Here is a 20,458-nt window from a genome sequence, read left to right on the forward strand (position 1 = left end):
GGCAAAAAAACACAATGAGGGAGCAGTATTAATCTGTGATGAACCAGTCGTCAGCGCTTTCCCATGTTTCTTGCAGAATTTCGCTGATGCGATCTTTATCTTCTTTCGCAGCACCAATGACGGAGAGGTTGTTTGCTGTCGCATAACGAACCGTTACGGCACCGGTATTGTCGGGAAAGGTGTTGTTAATTCGACGGGATAATTCCCCTGCCAGCGCATCCAGCGCGCCAACAGGCAGGACGGTGGTTTTGGCTATGGTGACTTCAATACGCATAAATGCCCCCTGTGTAATATACTGTTTATTTATACAGGTATATTATCGATTTGACAACAAGGGGCACTGAATATTTAGCGTTTTACTGTCCAGTGAACGGTTTCGCCCGCCAGGAATGGGACCAGAGTGTCATCCGTCAGGGCAATGGATTCCTCAACCTGGCTTGCTTTACGCTCCAGTTCGATGAAGGTGTCATTGACCGGCAGACCATAGAAGCGCGGGCCGTTGAGGGAGCAGAACGCTTCAAAATGCTGCAGTGCGTTCATCTCTTCAAACACGGTCGCGTAGCTTGCGAGGGCGGTTGGGGCGTTGAAGCAGCCCGCGCAGCCGCAGCTTGCCTCTTTACGATGGCGGGCGTGAGGCGCGGAATCGGTACCGAGGAACGCGCGAGAGAACCCGCTGGCTACCAGCTCGCGCAGGGCCTGCTGGTGAATGTTGCGCTTGAGGATCGGCAGGCAGTACAGGTGCGGACGTACACCGCCCACGAGCATGTGGTTACGGTTAAACATCAGATGCTGAGGGGTGATGGTGGCGGCAATAAGATCGTTGCCGTCACGCACATACTCTGCCGCGTCTTTGGTGGTGATGTGTTCGAACACGACTTTAAGCGCAGGCAGTCGCTGGCGCAGCGGTTCCATCACGGTCTCAATAAAGCGGGCTTCACGGTCAAAGATGTCAATCTCGGCGTGGGTGACTTCACCATGTACCAGCAGCGGCATGCCCAGTTTCTGCATGCGTTCCAGCACCGGCATGATGGCATCAATACTGGTGACACCGTGGCTGGAGTTAGTGGTGGCATTCGCCGGGTAGAGTTTTGCCGCAGTGAATACACCTTCGTTAAAACCGCGCTCTACTTCGTTCGGATCCAGTGAGTCGGTCAGGTAGCAGGTCATCAATGGGGTAAAATCATGCCCTGCGGGAACGGCATCAAGGATGCGCTGGCGATATGCGATTGCGGCATCGACGGTGGTGACTGGCGGAACCAGGTTAGGCATGACAATCGCGCGACCATAAATTTCGCTGGTATAGGGCACGACGGTTTTCAGCATATCGCCATCACGCAGATGGATATGCCAGTCGTCTGGGCGGCGGATTTTAAGAACCTGGGGTTGTGCAGTCATGGAAGCTCCGGCTTGTCAGGAATCAGTCATTAGGATGGCTGTTTTTGCCGGACACAAATCATAAGCGGAAACGTTTTCGTTTGCACACTTTTCCGTAAAAAAAAGGGCGCCTCAGCGCCCTTCAGGTTAATCGGTGAAAGGAATGACAATTTCTCCCGGTTTCACCTCTATCCCTTTTGCATATTTTTTCGCAAGAGCTTCACCCTTGCTCTTGTCTTCACTTAAGACATACGCAGGCTGCTGATTAAAATAATTACGCAGCGACTGGTTCAGATAGGGCATCAGAGTTTGCAGAACCGGAGCCATCTTATCCGGGGAAACCTGAGCATCGACCACTTCCATCTCCTGCAGGAAAATCGCGCCTTTCTCTTTATTGAAAACGGGAAGGGCCTTCAGTTTGAGCTTAATGTTAGCTTTCTGGTTGCCAAAGAGAGAAGACATATCAAGATCTGCATCTCCTGCCAGAGTGACTTTGTTTGGCTCTTCACGTCCAATCTGGCTGGTGAGATTGGAAAGGACGATATGTGCGTCGGCAAGCCCTGGCACGCCAATGTCTTTAGAGAAATTGTTATGTTTTTCCAGCGCCTGATTAATTTCCTGTTCACTGACGGTATATTGCGTTAGCTGGTTACAGCCAACCAGCAGACCGCTGACAATCAATGCTGCGGCGAAAACAATTTTCTTCATAGTGTTCCTCAACGAAAAATCGGCGCTTCTGTCCTGTGACGTCAGTATGTCAGTGTGAAATTGCAGAAACCAGCAGAAAAAACTGAGAAATGGGAGCGGGAGTGTACTCCCGCTCAAGGGAAGTGCTACGCGCCAGGCTCGAGCATGCCGCTCGCGCTGCGTTTCTGGCTGAACTGCCACCACAGGGCCAGCAGTGTGATTAAACCCACCACGCCGAGCATCATCCAGGGCAGTTCGGGTTGATTCAGGGCTTTACCGGCATCAAATAACCAACCGCCGCCGGTGTAACCTAATGCGCCGCCAAGCGCCAGCCCCAGCCGGCTGAACCCCATATAGCTGCCACGCGCCCGCGCATCCGCAAGCGAAGCGCTCAGCGTTTCACGGGCGGGCTCGGCGATGATAGAACCAATATAGAACGTGCAAATCAGCGTAAACAGTTGCTGAAGGGAGTTCACCAGGCCGATCGGCATCATGCTCAGCGTCATCAGGAACAGCCCGGCCATCAGGCGATGCTCCAGACGAAAACGCCGTTCGCTCCAGCGGGCAATCGGATACAGCAGCGTCAACGACAGGCAGGCTTCGATGGCATACATCCATTTGACGGCAGCTGGGGTTCCCGCAATGTCGTTAACCATGATCGGCAGCATCAGCATCACCTGTACGGCGAGCATGTAGTAACCCGTCAGGGTTAACACGTACGTGACGAAACGCTTGTCGCGCAGCACACGACCGAGGCCTTCCCGGACGGGGGCTTTGACCGTCGACAGTTTCCAGGCAGGCAGGAACAGGCCATTAAACAGCGCGCACAGAATAAAGAGCACCGCACCAGCGGCGCACACCAGACGGAAGTCATACTGCAGCAGCCAGCTTCCCAGCAGCGCGCCGATAACCGCACCCGCACTGTCCTGCATCATCAGAATCGAGAAGAAACGCCCTCTGTGCTGCGGACGAATGAGCTTCACCACCAGCGCAGTGCGTGGCGGATCAAACAGCGTGCCCCCGATACCGGAAAGGAAGCAGGAGAACCACAGCAGCCAGGGCTCCTGAGCGACCGCCATCGTGGCAAAACCTGCCGCGCGAAGCAGCATACCGGTAACGATCATTGGTTTCGCGCCAAAACGGTCAGCGATGGCGCCACCAAAGACACCGAGACCCTGCTGGACAAACTGGCGTAACCCCAGGGCAATGCCAACCATCAATGCCGCCCAGCCCATTTGATCGACAAAACGAATCGAGATAAGGGGGAATACGACAAAAAAGCCGAGCACGACCAGCATGTTATCGACGAGCAGGAAATATTTACCCAGGCTCCTGGCCTGTGATACGCGGGACATTTTCCCTCCGGGGAAAATAAGAAGGTGAGCACGCTAACATTCTGCGGTGTCATTCCGCTTTTTCCCACCCCTGTACGTGACAATATTTTTTTATCAAAAGGGTGCTTTGATAGAGAGTTCTCATCGAAAATGGTGAAAAGAGGGCAAAATGGTATGTCACTGTTTTCACAGACGGCGCAGGCGCAGGTATAGTAAAGCTAATGGGTAAACAGAAGTGACGGGAAGGAGTGGGATCGATGTTTGGCTATCGCAGTAATGTGCCAAAAGTGCGTCTGACAACGGACAGGCTGGTCGTTCGTCTGGTGCATGAGCGTGATGCCTGGCGTCTGGCGGACTATTACGCCGAGAATCGCCAGTTTTTAAAACCCTGGGAACCCGTTCGGGATGAGAGCCATTGTTACCCTTCTGGCTGGCAGGCTCGTCTCAGCATGATTGCGGAATTTCACAAGCAGGGAAGTGCTTTCTATTTTGCGCTGCTGGATCCCGAGGAGAAAGAGATCATTGGGATTGCCAATTTTTCCAACGTGGTGCGGGGATCGTTTCACGCCTGTTACCTTGGCTACTCCATCGGCCAGAAATGGCAGGGACAGGGGCTAATGTACGAGGCGCTAACGGTGGCTATTCGCTATATGCAGCGCACGCAACATATCCATCGCATTATGGCGAACTACATGCCGCATAATCAGCGTAGCGGTAATTTGCTGGCGCGATTAGGGTTCGAGAAAGAGGGCTACGCCAAAGATTATCTGTTGATAGACGGAGAATGGCGTGACCACATTCTGACAGCATTAACCACCCGGGACTGGACTGCAGGTCGTTAAGGAGAAAAGATGAAATATCAGCTAAGCGGTACCGAAGCGCGCGTGATTGGGTGCTTACTCGAAAAACAGGTCACCACGCCAGAGCAGTACCCGCTCTCTGTCAATGCCGTGACGATGGCCTGCAATCAGAAAACCAACCGTGAGCCAGTCATGAACCTGAGTGAACACGAAGTTCAGGATGTGCTGGATGAGTTGGTCAAACGGCACTACCTGCGGACCGTCAGCGGCTTCGGTAACCGTGTGACGAAATATGAGCAGCGTTTCTGTAATTCCGAATTTGGCAATCTGAAGTTGAGCGCCGCAGAAGTCGCGGTGATTACCACGCTGTTGCTGCGCGGGGCGCAAACGCCGGGTGAGCTGCGTACTCGTGCTTCCCGCATGCATGAGTTTGCGGATATGCAGGAAGTAGAGCAGGTTCTGGAAGGGCTGGCCTCGCGTGAAGAGGGGCCTTATGTGGTGCGTCTGGCGCGCGAGCCAGGTAAACGTGAAAGCCGCTATATGCATCTGTTCAGCGGCGAAGTTGATATTTCAGTAAAGTCTCTGGTAACCGATGTAAGTGTTGAACAAGATGATTTGGTTACGCGCGTGGCAGCGCTGGAAGACGAGGTCGCAGGACTGAAACAGCGTCTGGATGCGTTGCTGGCACACCTGGGAGACTAAGGATGAAAAAATTACGCGTAGGCGTGGTGGGTCTGGGCGGCATCGCGCAAAAAGCCTGGCTACCGGTATTGGGTGCGGCGACGGACTGGACGCTTCAGGGGGCGTGGTCACCGAATCGCGAGAAGGCCGAGCGGATCTGCGAAACGTGGCGCATCCCTTATGCCAATTCTCTTCAGGATTTAGCCCACGAGTGCGATGCGGTTTTTGTTCATACCTCAACGGCAACCCACTATCAGGTGGTGAGTGAGCTACTCCATGCAGGGGTTCATGTATGTGTGGATAAGCCGCTGGCTGAAAATGTCCAGGACGCGGAACGGCTGATTGAGCTGGCGGCGCGTAAAAAACTGACGCTGATGGTGGGTTTCAACCGCCGCTTCGCGCCACTTTACCAACAGCTGAAAGCGCAGTCCGGCAGTCTGGCCTCGCTCCGTATGGATAAACACCGTACCGACAGTATCGGACCCAACGATTTACGCTTCACGCTGCTGGATGACTATCTGCACGTCGTGGACACGGCGCTGTGGCTCAGTAACGGTAATGCGCAGCTGCAAAGCGGGACGCTCCTGACGAATGAGCAGGGTGAGATGGTCTATGCCGAACATCACTTCGCGATTGACCATCTGCAGGTAACGACCAGCATGCATCGTCGTGCGGGCAGTCAGCGTGAGTCCGTTCAGGCGGTGACTGACGGTGCGCTTTACGAAATCACCGATATGCGTGAGTGGCGGGAAGAGAAGGGCAACGGCGTGGTGACGCTTCCGGCGCCTGGCTGGCAGAGCACCCTGGAGCAGCGCGGGTTCGCAGGATGTGCCCGCCACTTTATCACCTGCGTGCAAAATCAGACGGTTCCTGAAACCTCCGGCGAGCAGGCCATTATGGCGCAACGCATTGTGGAGCGGCTCTGGCGAGAGGCGATGAGTGAATAATTCGCTGTAACATCTGCGGATAGTAATTCGTTGAAATCCGGGTAGACTAAGCGCCGGTTGTTGGTTTCGCCGGGTGGCGCTTACGCTTACCCGGCTTACAAATCCGTAGGGTTGTGGAAATTCACATTAATGAACTTATTAAAATCGCTGGCAGCCGTCAGCTCGATGACCATGTTTTCCCGCGTACTCGGTTTTGCGCGCGATGCAATTGTGGCAAGGGTCTTTGGTGCAGGGATGGCTACGGACGCCTTTTTCGTCGCGTTCAAATTGCCAAACCTGTTGCGTCGTATTTTTGCGGAAGGGGCATTTTCTCAGGCTTTTGTTCCGATCCTGGCGGAATATAAAAGTAAGCAGGGTGAGGACGCGACGCGCGTATTTGTCTCTTATGTCTCAGGGTTGTTGACGCTGGCCCTGGCTGTGGTGACTGTCGTCGGGATGCTGGCAGCGCCCTGGGTGATTATGGTGACTGCGCCTGGTTTTGCCGATACGGCAGATAAATTTGCCCTGACCTCACAGCTTCTGCGCATTACCTTCCCTTATATTCTGTTGATCTCGCTGGCCTCGCTGGTGGGGGCGATACTGAACACCTGGAACCGCTTTTCCGTTCCGGCATTTGCGCCGACGTTTCTTAACGTCAGCATGATCGGCTTTGCCCTGTTTGCCGCACCGCATTTCAATCCGCCGGTACTGGCGCTGGCATGGGCGGTGACCGTGGGTGGCGTGCTGCAGCTGGCTTATCAGCTGCCGCATCTGAAAAAAATAGGCATGCTGGTGCTGCCGCGTATCAATCTCAAAGATGCCGGTGCAATGCGTGTTATTAAGCAGATGGGACCTGCGATCCTTGGCGTCTCCGTCAGCCAGATCTCGCTTATCATCAATACCATTTTTGCTTCCTTCCTGGTGTCCGGCTCGGTCTCCTGGATGTACTACGCCGACCGTCTGATGGAGTTTCCGTCCGGGGTGCTGGGGGTGGCGCTGGGGACAATCCTGCTGCCGTCGCTGTCGAAGAGCTTTGCCAGCGGCAATCACGATGAGTACTGCCGGCTGATGGACTGGGGGTTGCGTCTCTGCTTCCTGCTGGCGCTGCCAAGCGCGGTGGCGCTGGGTATTCTGGCCAAACCGCTGACGGTCTCGCTCTTCCAGTACGGAAAATTCACCGCCTTTGATGCCGCCATGACGCAGCGTGCCCTGATTGCCTACTCGGTTGGATTGATGGGGCTGATCGTCGTCAAGGTGCTGGCCCCGGGCTTCTATTCGCGTCAGGACATCAAAACGCCGGTGAAAATTGCGATTGTGACGCTGATTATGACCCAGCTAATGAACCTCGCGTTTATTGGTCCGCTGAAGCATGCGGGCTTGTCGTTGTCTATCGGTCTGGCCGCCTGTCTGAATGCCGGGTTGTTGTACTGGCAGTTGCGTAAGCAGGATATTTTCACGCCGCAGCCGGGCTGGTCCCGCTTCCTTGTCCGTCTGATCGTCGCGGTGCTGGTGATGTCTGCCGCGCTGCTCGGCATGATGTACGTGATGCCGGAATGGTCCCAGGGAACCATGCCATACCGTCTGATGCGGCTGATGGCCGTGGTAGTGGTTGGCGTGGTGGCTTACTTTGCCACGCTCGCCGTGTTGGGGTTCAAGGTGAAAGAGTTCACCCGTCGTACGGCATAAACGCCAAAAGGGGAGTTCACCTTATGGTGCTCCCCACTGCATGATTTGTTGCTGCTGCTTCAAATCGAAATCTTTTTTACACCCGCAATACGTGCAGTAGCAGTCTGACCATCCGCACCGTACAGTCCGGTTTCTTTATGCGGTTTCAACACCTCAAGCGCTTGCTGATTACGCTCTATCTGACCTTCAAGCAGCCAGCCGTTATGCTGGTTAAGATCGCGCAGGTGTCGCGTTTTTTCAGTAATGGTCTGCCAACGCTCAACAATATCGTCATTTGCACTGCGCTTAGGATCTTGCTCAGCGCGGCGTTGTTGCTCCAGATAATCCAGCGTTGCCAGAAGCGAACTTTTATCTTCAGTAATACGCTGCAACGCGCTACCGTTAATGTGACCGGAAGAGAGATGCTGTTGCTCTGCGTCCATTACCGTTTTCAGGTCGTTCAGGACAACCGTCATTTGATCCAGTATTTCTGACAGTCGACTCATACGGTTAGTTACTCTGTAAGAAACTCTGTGCTTCCTGAATCAGGGCATCAGCAATTTTGCTGGTATCCATTTTCAGCTCACCGTTACGAATAGCCGTTTTCAGCGCTTCAACACGTTCCATATTGATATCGTTGCTGCCTGGCTGCATCAGTTTTGCCTGCGCGTCGCTCAGGGTCACGCTGGTGCTGTTGGACGTTGACGGTTTTTCCAGACGCGCTTTCTGCGCTGGCGTGTCATTCGTTTCGCGAGGTTGTACAGCGCTTACCGGCTTCAGGGCTGATGTACGATCAATGCTCATAGTGTTGTCCTCATCGAGGGTTCGCGGCGTTTGCGCCTGACATCATCATTAGTTGAATATTTATCGGCAAGCGGCGCGAAATCTTTAAAAAGATTATAGGTTAATCAGAATATTCCCATCAGAATCGACGGTTCCGCTAACCACCTGGCCTGAGGTCATTCTGACGCGGACGTTTTGTGCCACCGCAGCATTGTTTAACGCTTTCCCTTCGCTGTTGATACTAAAGCCATCTCCGTTGGCCACCACCATCACCTGCTGACCTGCTTTTATCCGCCATGCCTGGCGCAACATTGAGAGCTGTATCGGCTGGCCTGGGGCGACGTCGCGCAGACTGACAGCGTCCTGCGCCTGGTTAATTTCCAGCATCGTGCGTGGCGGCAACTGATCCAGACGGCCGCGTTTTAACGTCACGCTGTTTGTCTGCAGCACGCTGCCGCGCGCAATGGGCACGGCGGCGACAACATAATTGCCCGTCGCCTGAACTGCAACCTGTAAATAGCGTTTTTCGTTGGCGCAGCGTGCCAGCACGTTCACATTCCCCCAGAGCTTTGTGAACCCCACCACGCTGAATGAAGGCTGATCACACGTAGGGTAGAGATTCGGTGGCGTGCGTACGGTAACAGTGACGTCATCGCTAAAACCCGCCAGCTTTTCAGCGAAAAAAGCCGTCAGTTGATCCTGTAAGCCTTCAGCCTGCACCAGAGGGCTAAACAGCAAGAAAGTTGCCACCAGACCACGTTTTAACGTTTGCATCGCAAGTTCCACCGTTTCCAGAATTGAGTGAATTCTACCTGCAGTGGTTTTGCATCAACGGAATAAATAGCGACGCATTTTGCGCTTATTCCGTCGATAGGGGAGACCGGGTGAGATTTAAGCTGTGAACTGAAATTTTGCCATCAGCGGAGGAGACATGCTCGATAAACTCGACGCCGCGTTACGTTTTCAGCAGGAAGCGCTCAATTTACGCGCCCAGCGGCAGGAGATTTTAGCCGCCAACATCGCCAACGCCGATACCCCAGGGTATCAGGCGCGCGATATTGATTTTTCCAGTGAACTCAAAAAGGTGATGGAGCGTGGACGTGCCGAAGAAACGGGTGTTGCACTCGCCATGACATCCTCGCGCCATATTCCTGCTCAGGCGATGACCGCGCCAACGACCGATTTACTCTATCGCATTCCCGATCAGCCTTCACTCGACGGCAACACCGTGGATATGGACCGGGAGCGTACGCAGTTTGCCGATAACAGCCTGAAATACCAGACGGGACTGACCCTACTCGGCGGACAAATCAAAGGCATGATGAACGTCCTGCAGGGGGGCAACTGATAGATGGCCTTGCTGAATATTTTTGATATCGCCGGTTCGGCGTTAACCGCGCAGTCCAAACGTCTGAACGTGGCTGCCAGTAACCTGGCGAACGCCGACAGCGTGACTGGACCAGACGGCCAGCCTTATCGTGCCAAACAGGTTGTCTTCCAGGTTGATGCGGCGCCTGGCGCGGCAACGGGCGGCGTGAAAGTGTCTGATGTGGTAGAGAGCCAGGCACCGGATAAGCTGGTGTATGAGCCTGGCAACCCACTCGCGGATGCTAACGGATACGTGAAAATGCCTAATGTGGATGTGGTGGGTGAGATAGTGAACTCCATGTCGGCTTCCCGTAGTTACCAGGCCAACGTCGAAGTGCTTAATACCGTGAAGAGCATGATGCTCAAAACACTCACTCTCGGCCAGTAAAGGAGACATGCATGTCCATCGCCGTAAATGTGAATGATCCTACGAACTCGGGTGTTAACAACACAAAGAGTACGACGGGTTCTAACTCCCTCACCGGGAGCAATGCCGCCGATCTTCAGGGCAGCTTTCTGACGCTGCTGGTGGCGCAGCTTAAGAACCAGGATCCCACTAACCCGATGCAGAACAACGAACTGACCACGCAGCTTGCGCAGATCAGCACCGTTAGCGGCATTGAGAAACTGAACACCACCCTCGGTTCCGTCTCTGGACAGATTGGTAGCAGCCAGTCTCTGCAGGCGGCAAGCCTGATTGGCCACGGGGTGATGATCCCGGGAACCACGATTCTGGCAGGCACCAGCACTACCGAAGGCAACACCACAACGAGCACCACGCCGTTTGGCGTTGAGCTCCAGCAGCCGGCTGAGAAGGTGACTGCAACGATCACGGATTCCACTGGCGCAGTTGTCCGTACCATTGATATTGGCGAGCTGAAGGCGGGCGTTCACACCTTTACGTGGGATGGCAGCCTGACCGACGGTACTAAAGCACCAAACGGTTCCTACAAAGTGGCAATCAGCGCCAGCAACGGGACAACCCAGCTGGTGGCGCAGCCGCTGCAGTTCGCGCTGGTCCAGGGCGTAATTAAAGGAAGCGACGGCAACAAACTGGATTTGGGTACCTCAGGTACCACCACACTCGACGAAGTTCGGCAGATTATCTAAGCCTTAACACTTATCAGGAGTAAGTCATGGCCTTTTCTCAAGCGGTCAGCGGCCTGAATGCTGCGGCCACCAACCTGGACGTCATTGGCAACAACATCGCCAACTCCGCGACCTATGGTTTTAAATCCGGTTCTGCTTCCTTTGCAGACATGTTTGCCGGTTCTAAAGTTGGCCTGGGCGTGAAAGTTGCGGGCATCACTCAGGACTTTACCGACGGCACCACCACCAACACCGGTCGTGGTCTGGACGTCGCCATCAGCCAGAACGGTTTCTTCCGTATGGTTGATTCCAACGGCTCTGTGTTCTACAGCCGTAACGGCCAGTTCAAGCTGGACGAAAACCGCACGCTGGTTAACATGCAGGGCATGCAGCTGACGGGCTATCCGGTAGCCGGATCGCCTCCGACCGTTCAGACCGGTGCGAACCCACAGGCGATTACTATCCCGAATACCCTGATGGCGGCGAAATCGACCACCACCGCGACGCAGCAGATCAACCTGAACTCAACCGATCCTGTTCAAACTGCCCCGTTCGATGCGACTAACCCGGATACCTACAACAAAAAAGGGACCGTGACCGTATTCGACAGCCAGGGTAACGCCCATAACATGTATGTCTACTACGTTAAGACAGCCAACAATAAATGGGATCTTTACACTCAGGACGGCAGCGTTGCGGGTTCTACAGCAGCGAAAGCGGCGCAGATGAACTTTGATGCGAACGGTAACCTGGCGGGTGTCTATAACTACGACGCTGCGGGTGTGCTGAGCGCAACGCCAAACGCAACCCCTGCAATCAACATCACCACCGGTTCTGTCAGCGGTGCGACGGCGGCGACTTTCTCCCTGAGCTTCCTGAACTCCATGCAGCAGAACACCGGTGCGAACAGCGTGGTGGCAACCAATCAGAACGGCTACAAGCCTGGCGACCTGGTGAGCTACCAGATCAACGGCGATGGCACCGTGGTGGGAAGCTACTCTAACGAACAGTCTCAGGTTCTGGGTCAGATCGTACTGGCAAACTTTGCCAACAACGAAGGTCTGAAATCGGAAGGCGATAACGTCTGGTCTGCCAGCCAGTCCTCCGGCGTGGCGCTGCTGGGTACCGCGGGTACCGGTAACTTCGGCAAGCTGACCAACGGCGCGCTGGAAGCCTCCAACGTGGATATGAGTAAAGAACTGGTGAACATGATCGTCGCGCAGCGTAACTATCAGTCGAACGCGCAGACCATCAAAACCCAGGACCAGATCCTCAACACGCTGGTTAACCTGCGTTAAGCGGCTAACAGGAAAGCGCAATGGATCACGCAATATATACCGCGATGGGCGCGGCAAGTCAGACGCTCAACCAGCAGGCCGTTACGGCCAGTAACCTGGCAAACGCCTCGACACCGGGTTTTCGTGCCCAGCTTAATGCGCTGCGCGCGGTGCCGGTTGAAGGGCTTTCCCTGCCAACCCGTACGCTGGTGACGGCATCAACCCCTGGCGCAGATATGACGCCAGGGCAGATGGATTACACGTCACGCCCGCTGGATGTTGCCCTGCAGCAGGACGGCTGGCTGGCGGTGCAAACCGCTGACGGTGGGGAAGGTTATACCCGTAACGGCAATATCCAGGTGAGCGCGACGGGCCAGTTAACGATTCAGGGGCACCCGGTAATGGGGGAAGCGGGTCCGCTGACCGTGCCGGAAGGCTCTGAGCTGACTATCGCCGCGGACGGCACCATTTCGGCGCTGAACCCGGGTGATCCGGCTAATACCGTTGCGCCCGTCGGTCGTCTGAAGCTGGTTAAGGCGGAAGGTAAAGAGGTACAGCGCGGCGACGACGGCATGTTTCGTCTGACCCAGGCGGCTCAGGCGACGCGTGGTGCCACGTTACAGGCCGATCCGAGCATCCGCGTGATGTCCGGCGTTCTGGAAGGCAGCAACGTTAAGCCGGTAGCCGCCATGAGCGACATGATTGCCAGCGCCCGCCGTTTTGAAATGCAGATGAAGATCATCAGCAGCGTGGATGAAAACGCGGGCAAGGCTAACCAACTTCTGGCTATGAGTTAACAGGACTCCTTATGATCAGTTCTTTATGGATCGCGAAAACTGGCCTGGACGCCCAGCAAACCAATATGGACGTGATTGCCAACAACCTGGCAAACGTGAGCACCAATGGTTTCAAGCGTCAGCGCGCCGTTTTCGAAGATTTGCTTTATCAAACCATCCGCCAGCCGGGTGCACAGTCTTCTGAACAGACGACGCTGCCGTCGGGTTTACAGATCGGTACCGGCGTTCGTCCGGTAGCCACCGAGCGTCTGCACAGCCAGGGCAATCTGTCTCAGACCAACAACAGCAAAGACGTGGCGATCAAAGGCCAGGGCTTCTTCCAGGTGCAGCTGCCTGACGGTACCTCTGCCTATACCCGCGACGGTTCGTTCCAGGTCGATCAGAACGGCCAACTGGTAACGGCGGGCGGTTTCCAGGTTCAGCCTGCGATTACCATCCCGGCGAACGCCCTGAGCATCACCATCGGACGTGACGGTGTCGTCAGCGTGACCCAGCAGGGACAGGCCGCGCCGGTTCAGGTCGGGCAGCTCAACCTGACCACCTTCATGAACGATACTGGTCTGGAAAGCATTGGTGAGAACCTCTACACCGAAACGCAATCCTCCGGTACGCCAAATGAGAGCACCCCGGGCCTGAACGGCGCGGGCCTGCTGTATCAGGGCTATGTTGAAACCTCCAACGTGAACGTGGCGGAAGAGCTGGTGAATATGATCCAGGTCCAGCGCGCGTATGAAATTAACAGTAAAGCAGTGTCGACGACCGACCAGATGCTGCAGAAACTGACGCAACTCTAAGGTGTAGCCCGGTGCGGTAAACGCCGCGCCGGCTCCCTGTTTTCGAAGATGAAGGCAATGCAAAAAAACGCGGCGTTTCGTTATCCGATACTGACTGTTCTGGCTGTCACCCTCAGCGGGTGTGCTTGGATCCCGTCTAAACCTTTGGTCCAGGGTGCGACGACTGCCCAACCCGTTCCTGGCCCCGCGCCAGTGGTAAACGGCTCCATTTTCCAGACCGCGCAGCCGATTAATTACGGCTATCAGCCGCTGTTTGAAGATCGCCGCCCGCGTAACGTCGGCGATACATTGACCATTGTGCTGCAGGAAAACGTCAGCGCGAGCAAGAGCTCGTCGGCGAACGCCAGCCGCGATGGCAAAACTAATTTTGGCTTCGATACCGTGCCACGCTATCTCGAAGGGTTGTTCGGCAACGCGCGTGCGGATGTGAACGCGTCCGGCGGCAATACCTTTAACGGTAAAGGCGGCGCGAACGCCAGCAACACCTTCAGCGGCACGCTGACGGTCACGGTTGACCAGGTTCTGGTTAACGGCAACTTGCACGTTGTGGGTGAAAAACAGATCGCCATCAACCAGGGCACTGAATTCATTCGTTTCTCGGGCGTGGTTAACCCTCGCACGATCAGCGGCACCAACACCGTTCCGTCCACCCAGGTGGCGGATGCGCGCATTGAGTACGTCGGTAACGGCTACATCAACGAAGCGCAAAATATGGGTTGGCTGCAGCGCTTCTTCCTTAATTTATCGCCGATGTAAGCGAGGTGACCCATGTTTAAATCGATCTTCGCCGTGGCGCTGGCGCTGGTGGCAACGTTTGCCCAGGCTGACCGTATTCGCGATCTCACCAGCGTTCAGGGCGTACGCGAAAACTCCCTGATTGGCTATGGCCTGGTGGTCGGTCTGGATGGCACCGGTGACCAGACCACCCAGACGCCTTTCACCACTCAGAGTTTAAACAACATGCTTTCCCAGCTCGGCATTACGGTCCCGGCGGGAACCAACATGCAGCTGAAAAACGTGGCCGCCGTTATGGTTACCGCGTCCTACCCGGCGTTTGCGCGTCAGGGGCAGACCATTGACGTGGTGGTCTCCTCAATGGGTAACGCCAAAAGCCTGCGCGGCGGTACGCTGCTGATGACTCCGCTGAAAGGCGTTGACAGCCAGGTCTATGCGCTGGCGCAGGGGAACATTCTGGTTGGCGGTGCGGGTGCATCCGCAGGCGGAAGCAGCGTGCAGGTGAACCAGTTGAACGGTGGACGTATCACTAACGGCGCCATCATTGAGCGTGAGTTGCCGACCCAGTTTGGCGCAGGCAACACCATCAATCTGCAGCTCAATAATGAAGACTTCACCATGGCACAGCAAATTGCCGATACCATCAACCGCAGCCGCGGTTACGGTAATGCAACGGCACTGGATGCGCGCACCGTGCAGATCCGTACCTCAACGGGTAGCAGCAACCAGGTGCGCATGCTGGCAGATATCCAGAATATGGAAGTGAATGTTCCAGTGCAGGATGCGAAGGTGATCATTAACTCCCGTACGGGCTCGGTGGTGATGAACCGGGAAGTTTCTCTGGACAGTTGTGCCGTGGCGCAGGGTAACCTCTCCGTGACGGTGAACCGCTCCGCGAACGTGAGTCAGCCAAATACGCCATTTGGTGGTGGCCAGACGGTGGTGACACCGCAAACGCAGATTGATCTGCGCCAGAGCGGCGGGTCGTTGCAGAGCGTTCGCTCCAGCGCCAACCTGAACAGCGTGGTGCGTGCTCTGAACGCCCTGGGTGCAACGCCGATGGATCTGATGTCCATCCTGCAATCCATGCAAAGCGCGGGCTGTTTGCGTGCCAAACTGGAAATCATCTAATGCTGACCGATAGCAAACTGTTGACCAGTGCCGCCTGGGACGCCCAGTCGCTCAACGAACTGAAAACCAAAGCAGGTAAAGACCCGGCGGCGAATATCCGCCCGGTTGCCCGCCAGGTGGAAGGGATGTTTGTACAGATGATGTTGAAAAGCATGCGTGAAACCCTGCCGAAAGATGGGATGTTCAGCAGCGATTCAACGCGTTTGTACACCAGCATGTATGACCAGCAGATTGCGCAGCAGATGACTGCCGGTAAAGGTCTCGGTCTGGCTGACATGATTGTGAAACAGACCGACGCCGCGCAAGGTATTCAGCCGCAAGAGCAGACGCAGCAAGTGCCGATGAAGTTCGACCTGGAAACGGTGACCAGTTATCAGAACCAGGCGCTGACGCAGATGGTGCGTAAGGCGATCCCGAAAACAACGGGGGGCGGTGATGAACCCCTCTCCGGCGACAGCAAAGACTTCCTGGCGCAGCTTTCTCTGCCTGCGCGACTTGCCAGTGAACAGAGCGGTGTTCCACACCACCTGATTCTGGCACAGGCCGCGCTGGAATCGGGCTGGGGTCAGCGACAGGTCCGCAAGGAAAACGGCGAGCCGAGCTTTAACATCTTCGGCGTGAAGGCGACTTCCGGCTGGAAGGGACCAACCACGGAGATCACGACCACCGAATACGAGAACGGTGCGGCGGTGAAGGTCAAAGCAAAATTCCGCGTTTACAGCTCTTATCTGGAAGCGTTGTCCGATTATGTCGGCCTGCTGAGCCGAAATCCGCGTTATACCGCCGTTACCCAGGCGGCGACGGCGGAGCAGGGGGCTCAGGCTCTGCAAAATGCAGGTTATGCGACCGATCCGAACTATGCGCGTAAGCTCACCAGCATGATCCAGCAGCTGAAATCCATGGGCGAGAAGGTCAGCAAAGCCTATAGCACAGATATTGAAAATCTGTTCTGAAAGTTCTCAAGTCCCGGTGGAGGTTGCCGATAACCTTCATCAGGACTCGTGTCTGAACGTATAAAAGGAACCCCCATGTCCAGTTTGATTAACAGCGCCATGAGTGGCCTCAGTGCTGCGCAGTCGGCACTCAATACCGTCAGTAATAATATTTCAAGCTATAACGTGGCAGGTTACACCCGCCAGACCACGGTGCTGGGCGCGTCTAACAGCACGCTGACCGGCGGTGGCTGGGTGGGTAACGGGGTTTATGTCTCCGGTGTCCAGCGTGAGTATGACGCTTTCATCACCAACCAGTTGCGTGCCGCGCAAACGCAGAGCAGCGGCCTGACGACGCGCTATCAGCAGATGTCAAAAATCGACGATGTGCTGTCCGATACGACCAACTCGCTCTCTACGACGTTGCAGGACTTCTTCAAGAGTCTGCAAACGCTGGTAAGCAACGCGGAAGATCCCGCTGCACGCCAGACGGTGCTGGGAAAAGCGGGCGGTCTGGTCAATCAGTTTAAAACCAACGATCAGTATCTCCGCGATCAGGATACGCAGGTAAATACCGCGATTTCGACCAGCGTTTCTCAGATCAACAACTACGCCAAACAGATTGCGAATCTGAACGATCAGATTTCCCGTCTGACCGGTGTCGGTGCGGGTGCATCGCCAAACGATCTGCTCGACCAGCGCGATCAGCTCGTCAATGAGCTGAACAAAATCGTAGGTGTGGAAGTTTCTGTTCAGGATAGCGGTACGTTTAACATCTCTTTCGGCAACGGTTACAGCCTGGTGCAGGGCAGCAAAGCCAACCAGCTGGCGGCAGTTAAGTCCAGCGCTGATCCGGCTCGTACGACCGTAGCCTACGTCGACAACGTTGCGGGTAATATTGAGATCCCGGAAAAAATGATTACGACCGGCTCTTTAGGCGGTTTGCTGACATTCCGTAATGAAGATCTGGATAAAGCCCGTAACACCCTGAACCAAATGGCACTGGCCTTTGCCGATGCAATGAACACGCAGCATGAAGCCGGTTTTGATGCAAACGGTGATGCGGGCGGTAAGCTGTTCGACTTCGGTTCTCCGGCGGTTCTGTCCAATAGCAAGAATGGCGGTTCGGCCGTTGTTACGGCTTCTGTAACGGACAGCAAACAAGTCCAGGCGACAGACTATAAGCTGCAATTTAATGGCACCGACTGGACGGTCACCCGTACCTCCGATAAAACCAGCTTTACGATGAGCCCGGATGCAAGCGGCAATCTGTCGTTTGACGGTCTTAACGTCAATGTGAGCGGCACAGCAAACACCAAAGACAGTTTCACCGTGAAGCCTGTTTCCAATGTCATCATGAACATGGATCTGGCAATCAGTGACGAGTCTAAACTGGCGATGGCGTCGGTGCAGAACGGCGGTGAGAGTGACAACCGTAACGGTCAAAAACTGCTTGATTTGCAAAATGCCAAAGTGGTGGGGGGAAACAAAACCTTCAACGATGCGTATGCTTCTCTCGTCAGTACCGTCGGTAGCTCAACGGCGTCACTGAAAGTGAGCAGCCAGACGAAAGCGAATGTGGAAACACAGTTAGTTAAACAACAGCAGACCATCTCTGGGGTAAACCTCGACGAAGAGTATGGCAATTTGCAGCGTTATCAGCAGTATTACCTGGCTAATGCGCAGGTTCTCCAGACTGCCAGTACGCTCTTCGATGCAATTATCAACATTCGTTAAGGTTGAGGTGAACAATGCGTATTAGCACCCAGATGATGTATGAGCAGAACATGCGTGGGATCACTGATTCCCAGAGCAGGTGGCTGAACTACGGTGAGCAAATGTCCACCGGTAAGCGCGTCAATCGTCCGTCGGATGATCCTATCGCGGCTTCTCAGGCCATTGTTCTGTCACAATCGCAGTCACAAAATAGCCAGTTCGCGTTAGCGCGTACCTTTGCCACGCAAAAGGTTTCGCTGGAAGATAATGTGTTAACCCAGGTGAATACCGCGATATCCAGCGTGCGTGAGAAATTAGTCTACGCGTCGAACGGGACATTAAGCGATGATGACCGTCTTTCTCTGGCGACCGATATTCAGGGGATCCGCGATCAGCTCATGAACCTGGCCAACACGACGGATGGTAATGGTCGCTTTATCTTCGCGGGATACAAAACCGAAAGCGCACCGTTTGATGCCGCGACCGGGAATTACAACGGTGGTGCTGAGGCGATCACTCAGCAGGTCGATACGGCGCGGAATATGGCGATAAGCCATACAGGTCAGCAGATTTTCGAAAGCATTACCAGTAATGCGGAACAGCTGCCGGGCGGTGGATATGGCGAAACCAATATGTTCAAGATCCTTGATTCTGCTATTGCATCGTTGAAGACACCGATTGAAAACGATCCGGCTGCTGCCACTGCGCAAAGCCAGGTGATTGCCAATGCGCAAATCGGTATCAAAAACTCCCAGAACAATATCCTTACCGTTGTTGCGGACGTGGGCACCAAGATGAACGAGCTGGAAAAACTCGATACGCTGGGTGACGATCGTGCGCTTGGGCAGACTAAGCAGATGAGTGACCTGGTTGATGTAGACTGGAACGAAGCGATTTCCTCTTACACCATGCAGCAGGCGGCCTTGCAGGCGTCTTATAAAGCGTTTAGCGATATGCAGGGCATGTCTCTGTTCCAGCTGAACAAATAACATCTTGACCTCTTAGAACATGTCTTGAAACTGGGCATGTTTTACTGCCCAATCCGTCTGGATTGGGCATTTTTTTATGCAACTTCTGCTGGTGTGGAGGCGACTCGGGCGCTTTCAACCAGACGGATCCCCAGCGCAATGACGCCACAGACGGTTGCCAGAGCGACCACGCCCGTCCAGCCCGCCAGCGAGTAAATATTACTGCCTATGGCTGAGCCCAGTGCCATGCCGATAAAGATAACGGTAAAGAGCAGAGCATTAAGGCGGCCCCGGGCCTGTGGTTCAAGGCTGTAGACCAGATTCTGATGGGCCACCAGACTGGACTGCAGACCCAGATCGAACCCAACGGCAGAGACGGCAATCAGAATCAGCTGCCCGTGAATTCCCAAAGCAGGCATCAGGAACATCAGGGCAAACGAGACGGTCACAAGTAATGCGCCAAGCTGTGTGACTTTTCCGGCTCCCAGTTTATCTGCCAGCCCACCCGCCAGCGGGGCGGCTAATGCACCTGCTGCACCCGCAATACCAAAACCACCGGCTACGGCACTACCCAGGTGATAACGCTCCAGAAGCATAACCGCCAGCGTGGACCAGAAGGCGCTAAAGGCAATCGAGAGAAAACCCTGTGCCAGCGCTGCACGGCGCAATGCCGGATAACGACGCCACAGATGTTCCATAGAACGCATCAGCGCGGGGTAGCTCAGCGTGGAGTGAATGGCGAAACGGGGAAGTACAATCCACATCATCACCCCGATAAACGCAATGCTCACCGCAGCCAGTTGGTACATGACGCGCCAGCCAAAGGCTTCTCCCACCACGCCGCTAACAGTTCTCGACAACAAGATGCCCATCAGCAGCCCCGTCATTACCGTACCCACGGTTTTCCCCAGCTTCCCTTCCGGCGCGAGAATAGCCGCCGCCGGAACGATATCTTGTGCCATGGTGGCGGCCATGCCGATAAGCAAACTTGCCAGCAACAGGGAATGGAGTTGCCCGGTCAGGCTACAGCCCAGCAGGAACAGGGCGAGCGCCGCGCTTTTTATCAGAATTAACGTCCTGCGGTCATGACGATCGCCCAGTGGAAGCAGGAACAGAATGCCGAGCGCATAACCTGCCTGAGTTAAGGTTGGTACTAACCCCATGCCTTCAATGCTCAGATGAAGATCGGCACCCATGAGCGGAAGAAGGGGCTGGGCGTAATAGATGGATGCCACGCTAAAGCCAGCACCCAGCGCCAGCATGAAAATTACCCAGCGGCTGGCTGCGTGGGGGGAAGTCGTTGTGTTCATAAGATGTTCCTCATTCGTCGTGTGGGGCTATTTTTTATCAGTCTGCCTTGCGAGGGTAGCCAGCCTGGTGGTAAAACGCTTATACGTTAAA

23 protein-coding genes are annotated in these 20,458 nt (G+C 55.0%); 15 read left to right on the plus strand and 8 right to left on the minus strand.

What is annotated here, in order from left to right:
- Positions 1-28: 28 nt before the first annotated feature.
- The 4 genes from dinI to mdtH form a co-directional block, all read right to left on the minus strand.
- The gene (dinI, locus tag ACLHV8_RS07355) at positions 29-274 is read right to left on the minus strand and encodes a DNA damage-inducible protein I (RefSeq protein WP_028019075.1); all 246 of its coding nucleotides are present in this window, start codon (positions 272-274) and stop codon (positions 29-31) included.
- A gap of 74 nt (positions 275-348) precedes the next feature.
- A complete protein-coding gene (gene pyrC / locus ACLHV8_RS07360) occupies positions 349-1,395 on the minus strand; it encodes a dihydroorotase (RefSeq protein ID WP_129996111.1) in 1,047 nt (348 codons plus the stop codon).
- A gap of 126 nt (positions 1,396-1,521) precedes the next feature.
- Positions 1,522-2,082, minus strand: a complete 561-nt coding sequence (locus tag ACLHV8_RS07365; protein WP_028019073.1) for a lipoprotein — start codon at positions 2,080-2,082, stop codon at positions 1,522-1,524.
- 125 nt (positions 2,083-2,207) lie between these two features.
- Positions 2,208-3,416 (minus strand): multidrug efflux MFS transporter MdtH, encoded by a 1,209-nt coding sequence (gene mdtH, locus ACLHV8_RS07370; protein WP_208594641.1) that lies wholly within the window; start codon positions 3,414-3,416, stop codon positions 2,208-2,210.
- A 236-nt stretch (positions 3,417-3,652) separates the two neighbouring features.
- Here mdtH and rimJ point away from each other — a divergent pair, with 236 nt between their 5' ends.
- From rimJ to murJ, 4 genes are all read left to right on the plus strand, one after another.
- Complete coding sequence (rimJ, locus tag ACLHV8_RS07375) at positions 3,653-4,237, plus strand: ribosomal protein S5-alanine N-acetyltransferase (RefSeq protein WP_208594640.1); 585 nt, start codon at positions 3,653-3,655, stop codon at positions 4,235-4,237.
- A gap of 9 nt (positions 4,238-4,246) precedes the next feature.
- Positions 4,247-4,897, plus strand: coding sequence for a YceH family protein (locus tag ACLHV8_RS07380; RefSeq protein WP_049007900.1), 651 nt, complete (start codon positions 4,247-4,249; stop codon positions 4,895-4,897).
- 2 nt (positions 4,898-4,899) lie between these two features.
- Positions 4,900-5,823 carry a Gfo/Idh/MocA family protein gene (locus ACLHV8_RS07385; protein WP_028019070.1) on the plus strand — a complete coding sequence of 308 codons (924 nt, stop codon included), beginning with the start codon at positions 4,900-4,902 and terminating at the stop codon, positions 5,821-5,823.
- A gap of 129 nt (positions 5,824-5,952) precedes the next feature.
- Positions 5,953-7,488 carry a murein biosynthesis integral membrane protein MurJ gene (gene murJ / locus ACLHV8_RS07390; RefSeq protein WP_108090225.1) on the plus strand — a complete coding sequence of 512 codons (1,536 nt, stop codon included), beginning with the start codon at positions 5,953-5,955 and terminating at the stop codon, positions 7,486-7,488.
- Between the two features lie 59 nt (positions 7,489-7,547).
- On the opposite strand, the gene flgN is transcribed toward murJ, so the two are convergent.
- The 3 genes from flgN to flgA all read right to left on the minus strand — a co-directional run bounded on the left by flgN (position 7,548) and on the right by flgA (position 9,024).
- A complete protein-coding gene (gene flgN / locus ACLHV8_RS07395; RefSeq protein ID WP_028019068.1) occupies positions 7,548-7,973 on the minus strand; it encodes a flagella biosynthesis chaperone FlgN in 426 nt (141 codons plus the stop codon).
- 4 nt (positions 7,974-7,977) lie between these two features.
- Positions 7,978-8,271 (minus strand): flagellar biosynthesis anti-sigma factor FlgM, encoded by a 294-nt coding sequence (gene flgM, locus ACLHV8_RS07400; RefSeq protein WP_208594639.1) that lies wholly within the window; start codon positions 8,269-8,271, stop codon positions 7,978-7,980.
- 93 nt (positions 8,272-8,364) lie between these two features.
- Positions 8,365-9,024, minus strand: coding sequence for a flagellar basal body P-ring formation chaperone FlgA (flgA, locus tag ACLHV8_RS07405; protein ID WP_028019066.1), 660 nt, complete (start codon positions 9,022-9,024; stop codon positions 8,365-8,367).
- 157 nt (positions 9,025-9,181) lie between these two features.
- On the opposite strand from flgA, the gene flgB reads away from it, so the two are divergent.
- The 11 genes from flgB to flgL all read left to right on the plus strand — a co-directional run bounded on the left by flgB (position 9,182) and on the right by flgL (position 19,078).
- Entirely contained in the window at positions 9,182-9,598 is a 417-nt protein-coding gene (gene flgB, locus ACLHV8_RS07410; RefSeq protein ID WP_208594638.1) for a flagellar basal body rod protein FlgB, read from the plus strand.
- A gap of 3 nt (positions 9,599-9,601) precedes the next feature.
- Complete coding sequence (gene flgC, locus ACLHV8_RS07415; RefSeq protein WP_410376838.1) at positions 9,602-10,006, plus strand: flagellar basal body rod protein FlgC; 405 nt, start codon at positions 9,602-9,604, stop codon at positions 10,004-10,006.
- A gap of 11 nt (positions 10,007-10,017) precedes the next feature.
- The gene (gene flgD / locus ACLHV8_RS07420) at positions 10,018-10,728 is read left to right on the plus strand and encodes a flagellar hook assembly protein FlgD (protein ID WP_049007896.1); all 711 of its coding nucleotides are present in this window, start codon (positions 10,018-10,020) and stop codon (positions 10,726-10,728) included.
- Between the two features lie 26 nt (positions 10,729-10,754).
- Entirely contained in the window at positions 10,755-12,005 is a 1,251-nt protein-coding gene (flgE, locus tag ACLHV8_RS07425; protein WP_049007895.1) for a flagellar hook protein FlgE, read from the plus strand.
- Between the two features lie 20 nt (positions 12,006-12,025).
- Complete coding sequence (locus tag ACLHV8_RS07430) at positions 12,026-12,781, plus strand: flagellar basal body rod protein FlgF (RefSeq protein WP_049007894.1); 756 nt, start codon at positions 12,026-12,028, stop codon at positions 12,779-12,781.
- Positions 12,782-12,792: 11 nt separating this feature from the next.
- The gene (gene flgG, locus ACLHV8_RS07435) at positions 12,793-13,575 is read left to right on the plus strand and encodes a flagellar basal-body rod protein FlgG (RefSeq protein WP_008500810.1); all 783 of its coding nucleotides are present in this window, start codon (positions 12,793-12,795) and stop codon (positions 13,573-13,575) included.
- Positions 13,576-13,632: 57 nt separating this feature from the next.
- The gene (gene flgH, locus ACLHV8_RS07440; RefSeq protein WP_032666985.1) at positions 13,633-14,331 is read left to right on the plus strand and encodes a flagellar basal body L-ring protein FlgH; all 699 of its coding nucleotides are present in this window, start codon (positions 13,633-13,635) and stop codon (positions 14,329-14,331) included.
- Positions 14,332-14,343: 12 nt separating this feature from the next.
- Complete coding sequence (locus ACLHV8_RS07445; protein WP_028019060.1) at positions 14,344-15,441, plus strand: flagellar basal body P-ring protein FlgI; 1,098 nt, start codon at positions 14,344-14,346, stop codon at positions 15,439-15,441.
- Positions 15,441-16,394 carry a flagellar assembly peptidoglycan hydrolase FlgJ gene (flgJ, locus tag ACLHV8_RS07450; RefSeq protein ID WP_208594637.1) on the plus strand — a complete coding sequence of 318 codons (954 nt, stop codon included), beginning with the start codon at positions 15,441-15,443 and terminating at the stop codon, positions 16,392-16,394. Before ACLHV8_RS07445 ends, flgJ begins: the two co-directional genes overlap by 1 nt.
- Before the next feature lie 75 nt (positions 16,395-16,469).
- Entirely contained in the window at positions 16,470-18,110 is a 1,641-nt protein-coding gene (gene flgK / locus ACLHV8_RS07455; RefSeq protein ID WP_410376839.1) for a flagellar hook-associated protein FlgK, read from the plus strand.
- 14 nt (positions 18,111-18,124) lie between these two features.
- On the plus strand, positions 18,125-19,078 hold the full coding sequence (gene flgL, locus ACLHV8_RS07460) for a flagellar hook-associated protein FlgL (protein ID WP_128348404.1): 954 nt from the start codon (positions 18,125-18,127) through the stop codon (positions 19,076-19,078).
- A gap of 74 nt (positions 19,079-19,152) precedes the next feature.
- Here the strand turns inward: flgL and ACLHV8_RS07465 are convergent, their stop codons facing one another.
- Positions 19,153-20,367 carry an MFS transporter gene (locus ACLHV8_RS07465; RefSeq protein WP_134707533.1) on the minus strand — a complete coding sequence of 405 codons (1,215 nt, stop codon included), beginning with the start codon at positions 20,365-20,367 and terminating at the stop codon, positions 19,153-19,155.
- Positions 20,368-20,458: the final 91 nt, after the last annotated feature.

It is taken from the genome of Enterobacter sp. CPE_E863, from assembly GCF_046521465.1.
GTDB lineage: Bacteria > Pseudomonadota > Gammaproteobacteria > Enterobacterales > Enterobacteriaceae > Enterobacter > Enterobacter adelaidei.

Excerpts from the sequence above, each read along its gene's own strand:
- flgJ (WP_208594637.1), top strand. The coding sequence starts at position 15,441 with ATGCTGACCGATAGCAAACTGTTGACCAGTGCCGCCTGGGACGCCCAG.
- flgE (WP_049007895.1), top strand. The coding sequence starts at position 10,755 with ATGGCCTTTTCTCAAGCGGTCAGCGGCCTGAATGCTGCGGCCACCAAC.
- flgB (WP_208594638.1), top strand. The coding sequence starts at position 9,182 with ATGCTCGATAAACTCGACGCCGCGTTACGTTTTCAGCAGGAAGCGCTC.
- flgN (WP_028019068.1), bottom strand. The coding sequence starts at position 7,973 with ATGAGTCGACTGTCAGAAATACTGGATCAAATGACGGTTGTCCTGAAC.
- murJ (WP_108090225.1), top strand. The coding sequence starts at position 5,953 with ATGAACTTATTAAAATCGCTGGCAGCCGTCAGCTCGATGACCATGTTT.
- ACLHV8_RS07430 (WP_049007894.1), top strand. The coding sequence starts at position 12,026 with ATGGATCACGCAATATATACCGCGATGGGCGCGGCAAGTCAGACGCTC.
- pyrC (WP_129996111.1), bottom strand. The coding sequence starts at position 1,395 with ATGACTGCACAACCCCAGGTTCTTAAAATCCGCCGCCCAGACGACTGG.
- ACLHV8_RS07365 (WP_028019073.1), bottom strand. The coding sequence starts at position 2,082 with ATGAAGAAAATTGTTTTCGCCGCAGCATTGATTGTCAGCGGTCTGCTG.
- ACLHV8_RS07465 (WP_134707533.1), bottom strand. The coding sequence starts at position 20,367 with ATGAACACAACGACTTCCCCCCACGCAGCCAGCCGCTGGGTAATTTTC.
- flgC (WP_410376838.1), top strand. The coding sequence starts at position 9,602 with ATGGCCTTGCTGAATATTTTTGATATCGCCGGTTCGGCGTTAACCGCG.
- ACLHV8_RS07380 (WP_049007900.1), top strand. The coding sequence starts at position 4,247 with ATGAAATATCAGCTAAGCGGTACCGAAGCGCGCGTGATTGGGTGCTTA.
- flgL (WP_128348404.1), top strand. The coding sequence starts at position 18,125 with ATGCGTATTAGCACCCAGATGATGTATGAGCAGAACATGCGTGGGATC.
- ACLHV8_RS07385 (WP_028019070.1), top strand. The coding sequence starts at position 4,900 with ATGAAAAAATTACGCGTAGGCGTGGTGGGTCTGGGCGGCATCGCGCAA.
- flgD (WP_049007896.1), top strand. The coding sequence starts at position 10,018 with ATGTCCATCGCCGTAAATGTGAATGATCCTACGAACTCGGGTGTTAAC.
- flgA (WP_028019066.1), bottom strand. The coding sequence starts at position 9,024 with ATGCAAACGTTAAAACGTGGTCTGGTGGCAACTTTCTTGCTGTTTAGC.
- flgK (WP_410376839.1), top strand. The coding sequence starts at position 16,470 with ATGTCCAGTTTGATTAACAGCGCCATGAGTGGCCTCAGTGCTGCGCAG.
- mdtH (WP_208594641.1), bottom strand. The coding sequence starts at position 3,416 with ATGTCCCGCGTATCACAGGCCAGGAGCCTGGGTAAATATTTCCTGCTC.
- rimJ (WP_208594640.1), top strand. The coding sequence starts at position 3,653 with ATGTTTGGCTATCGCAGTAATGTGCCAAAAGTGCGTCTGACAACGGAC.
- flgG (WP_008500810.1), top strand. The coding sequence starts at position 12,793 with ATGATCAGTTCTTTATGGATCGCGAAAACTGGCCTGGACGCCCAGCAA.
- dinI (WP_028019075.1), bottom strand. The coding sequence starts at position 274 with ATGCGTATTGAAGTCACCATAGCCAAAACCACCGTCCTGCCTGTTGGC.
- flgH (WP_032666985.1), top strand. The coding sequence starts at position 13,633 with ATGCAAAAAAACGCGGCGTTTCGTTATCCGATACTGACTGTTCTGGCT.
- flgM (WP_208594639.1), bottom strand. The coding sequence starts at position 8,271 with ATGAGCATTGATCGTACATCAGCCCTGAAGCCGGTAAGCGCTGTACAA.
- ACLHV8_RS07445 (WP_028019060.1), top strand. The coding sequence starts at position 14,344 with ATGTTTAAATCGATCTTCGCCGTGGCGCTGGCGCTGGTGGCAACGTTT.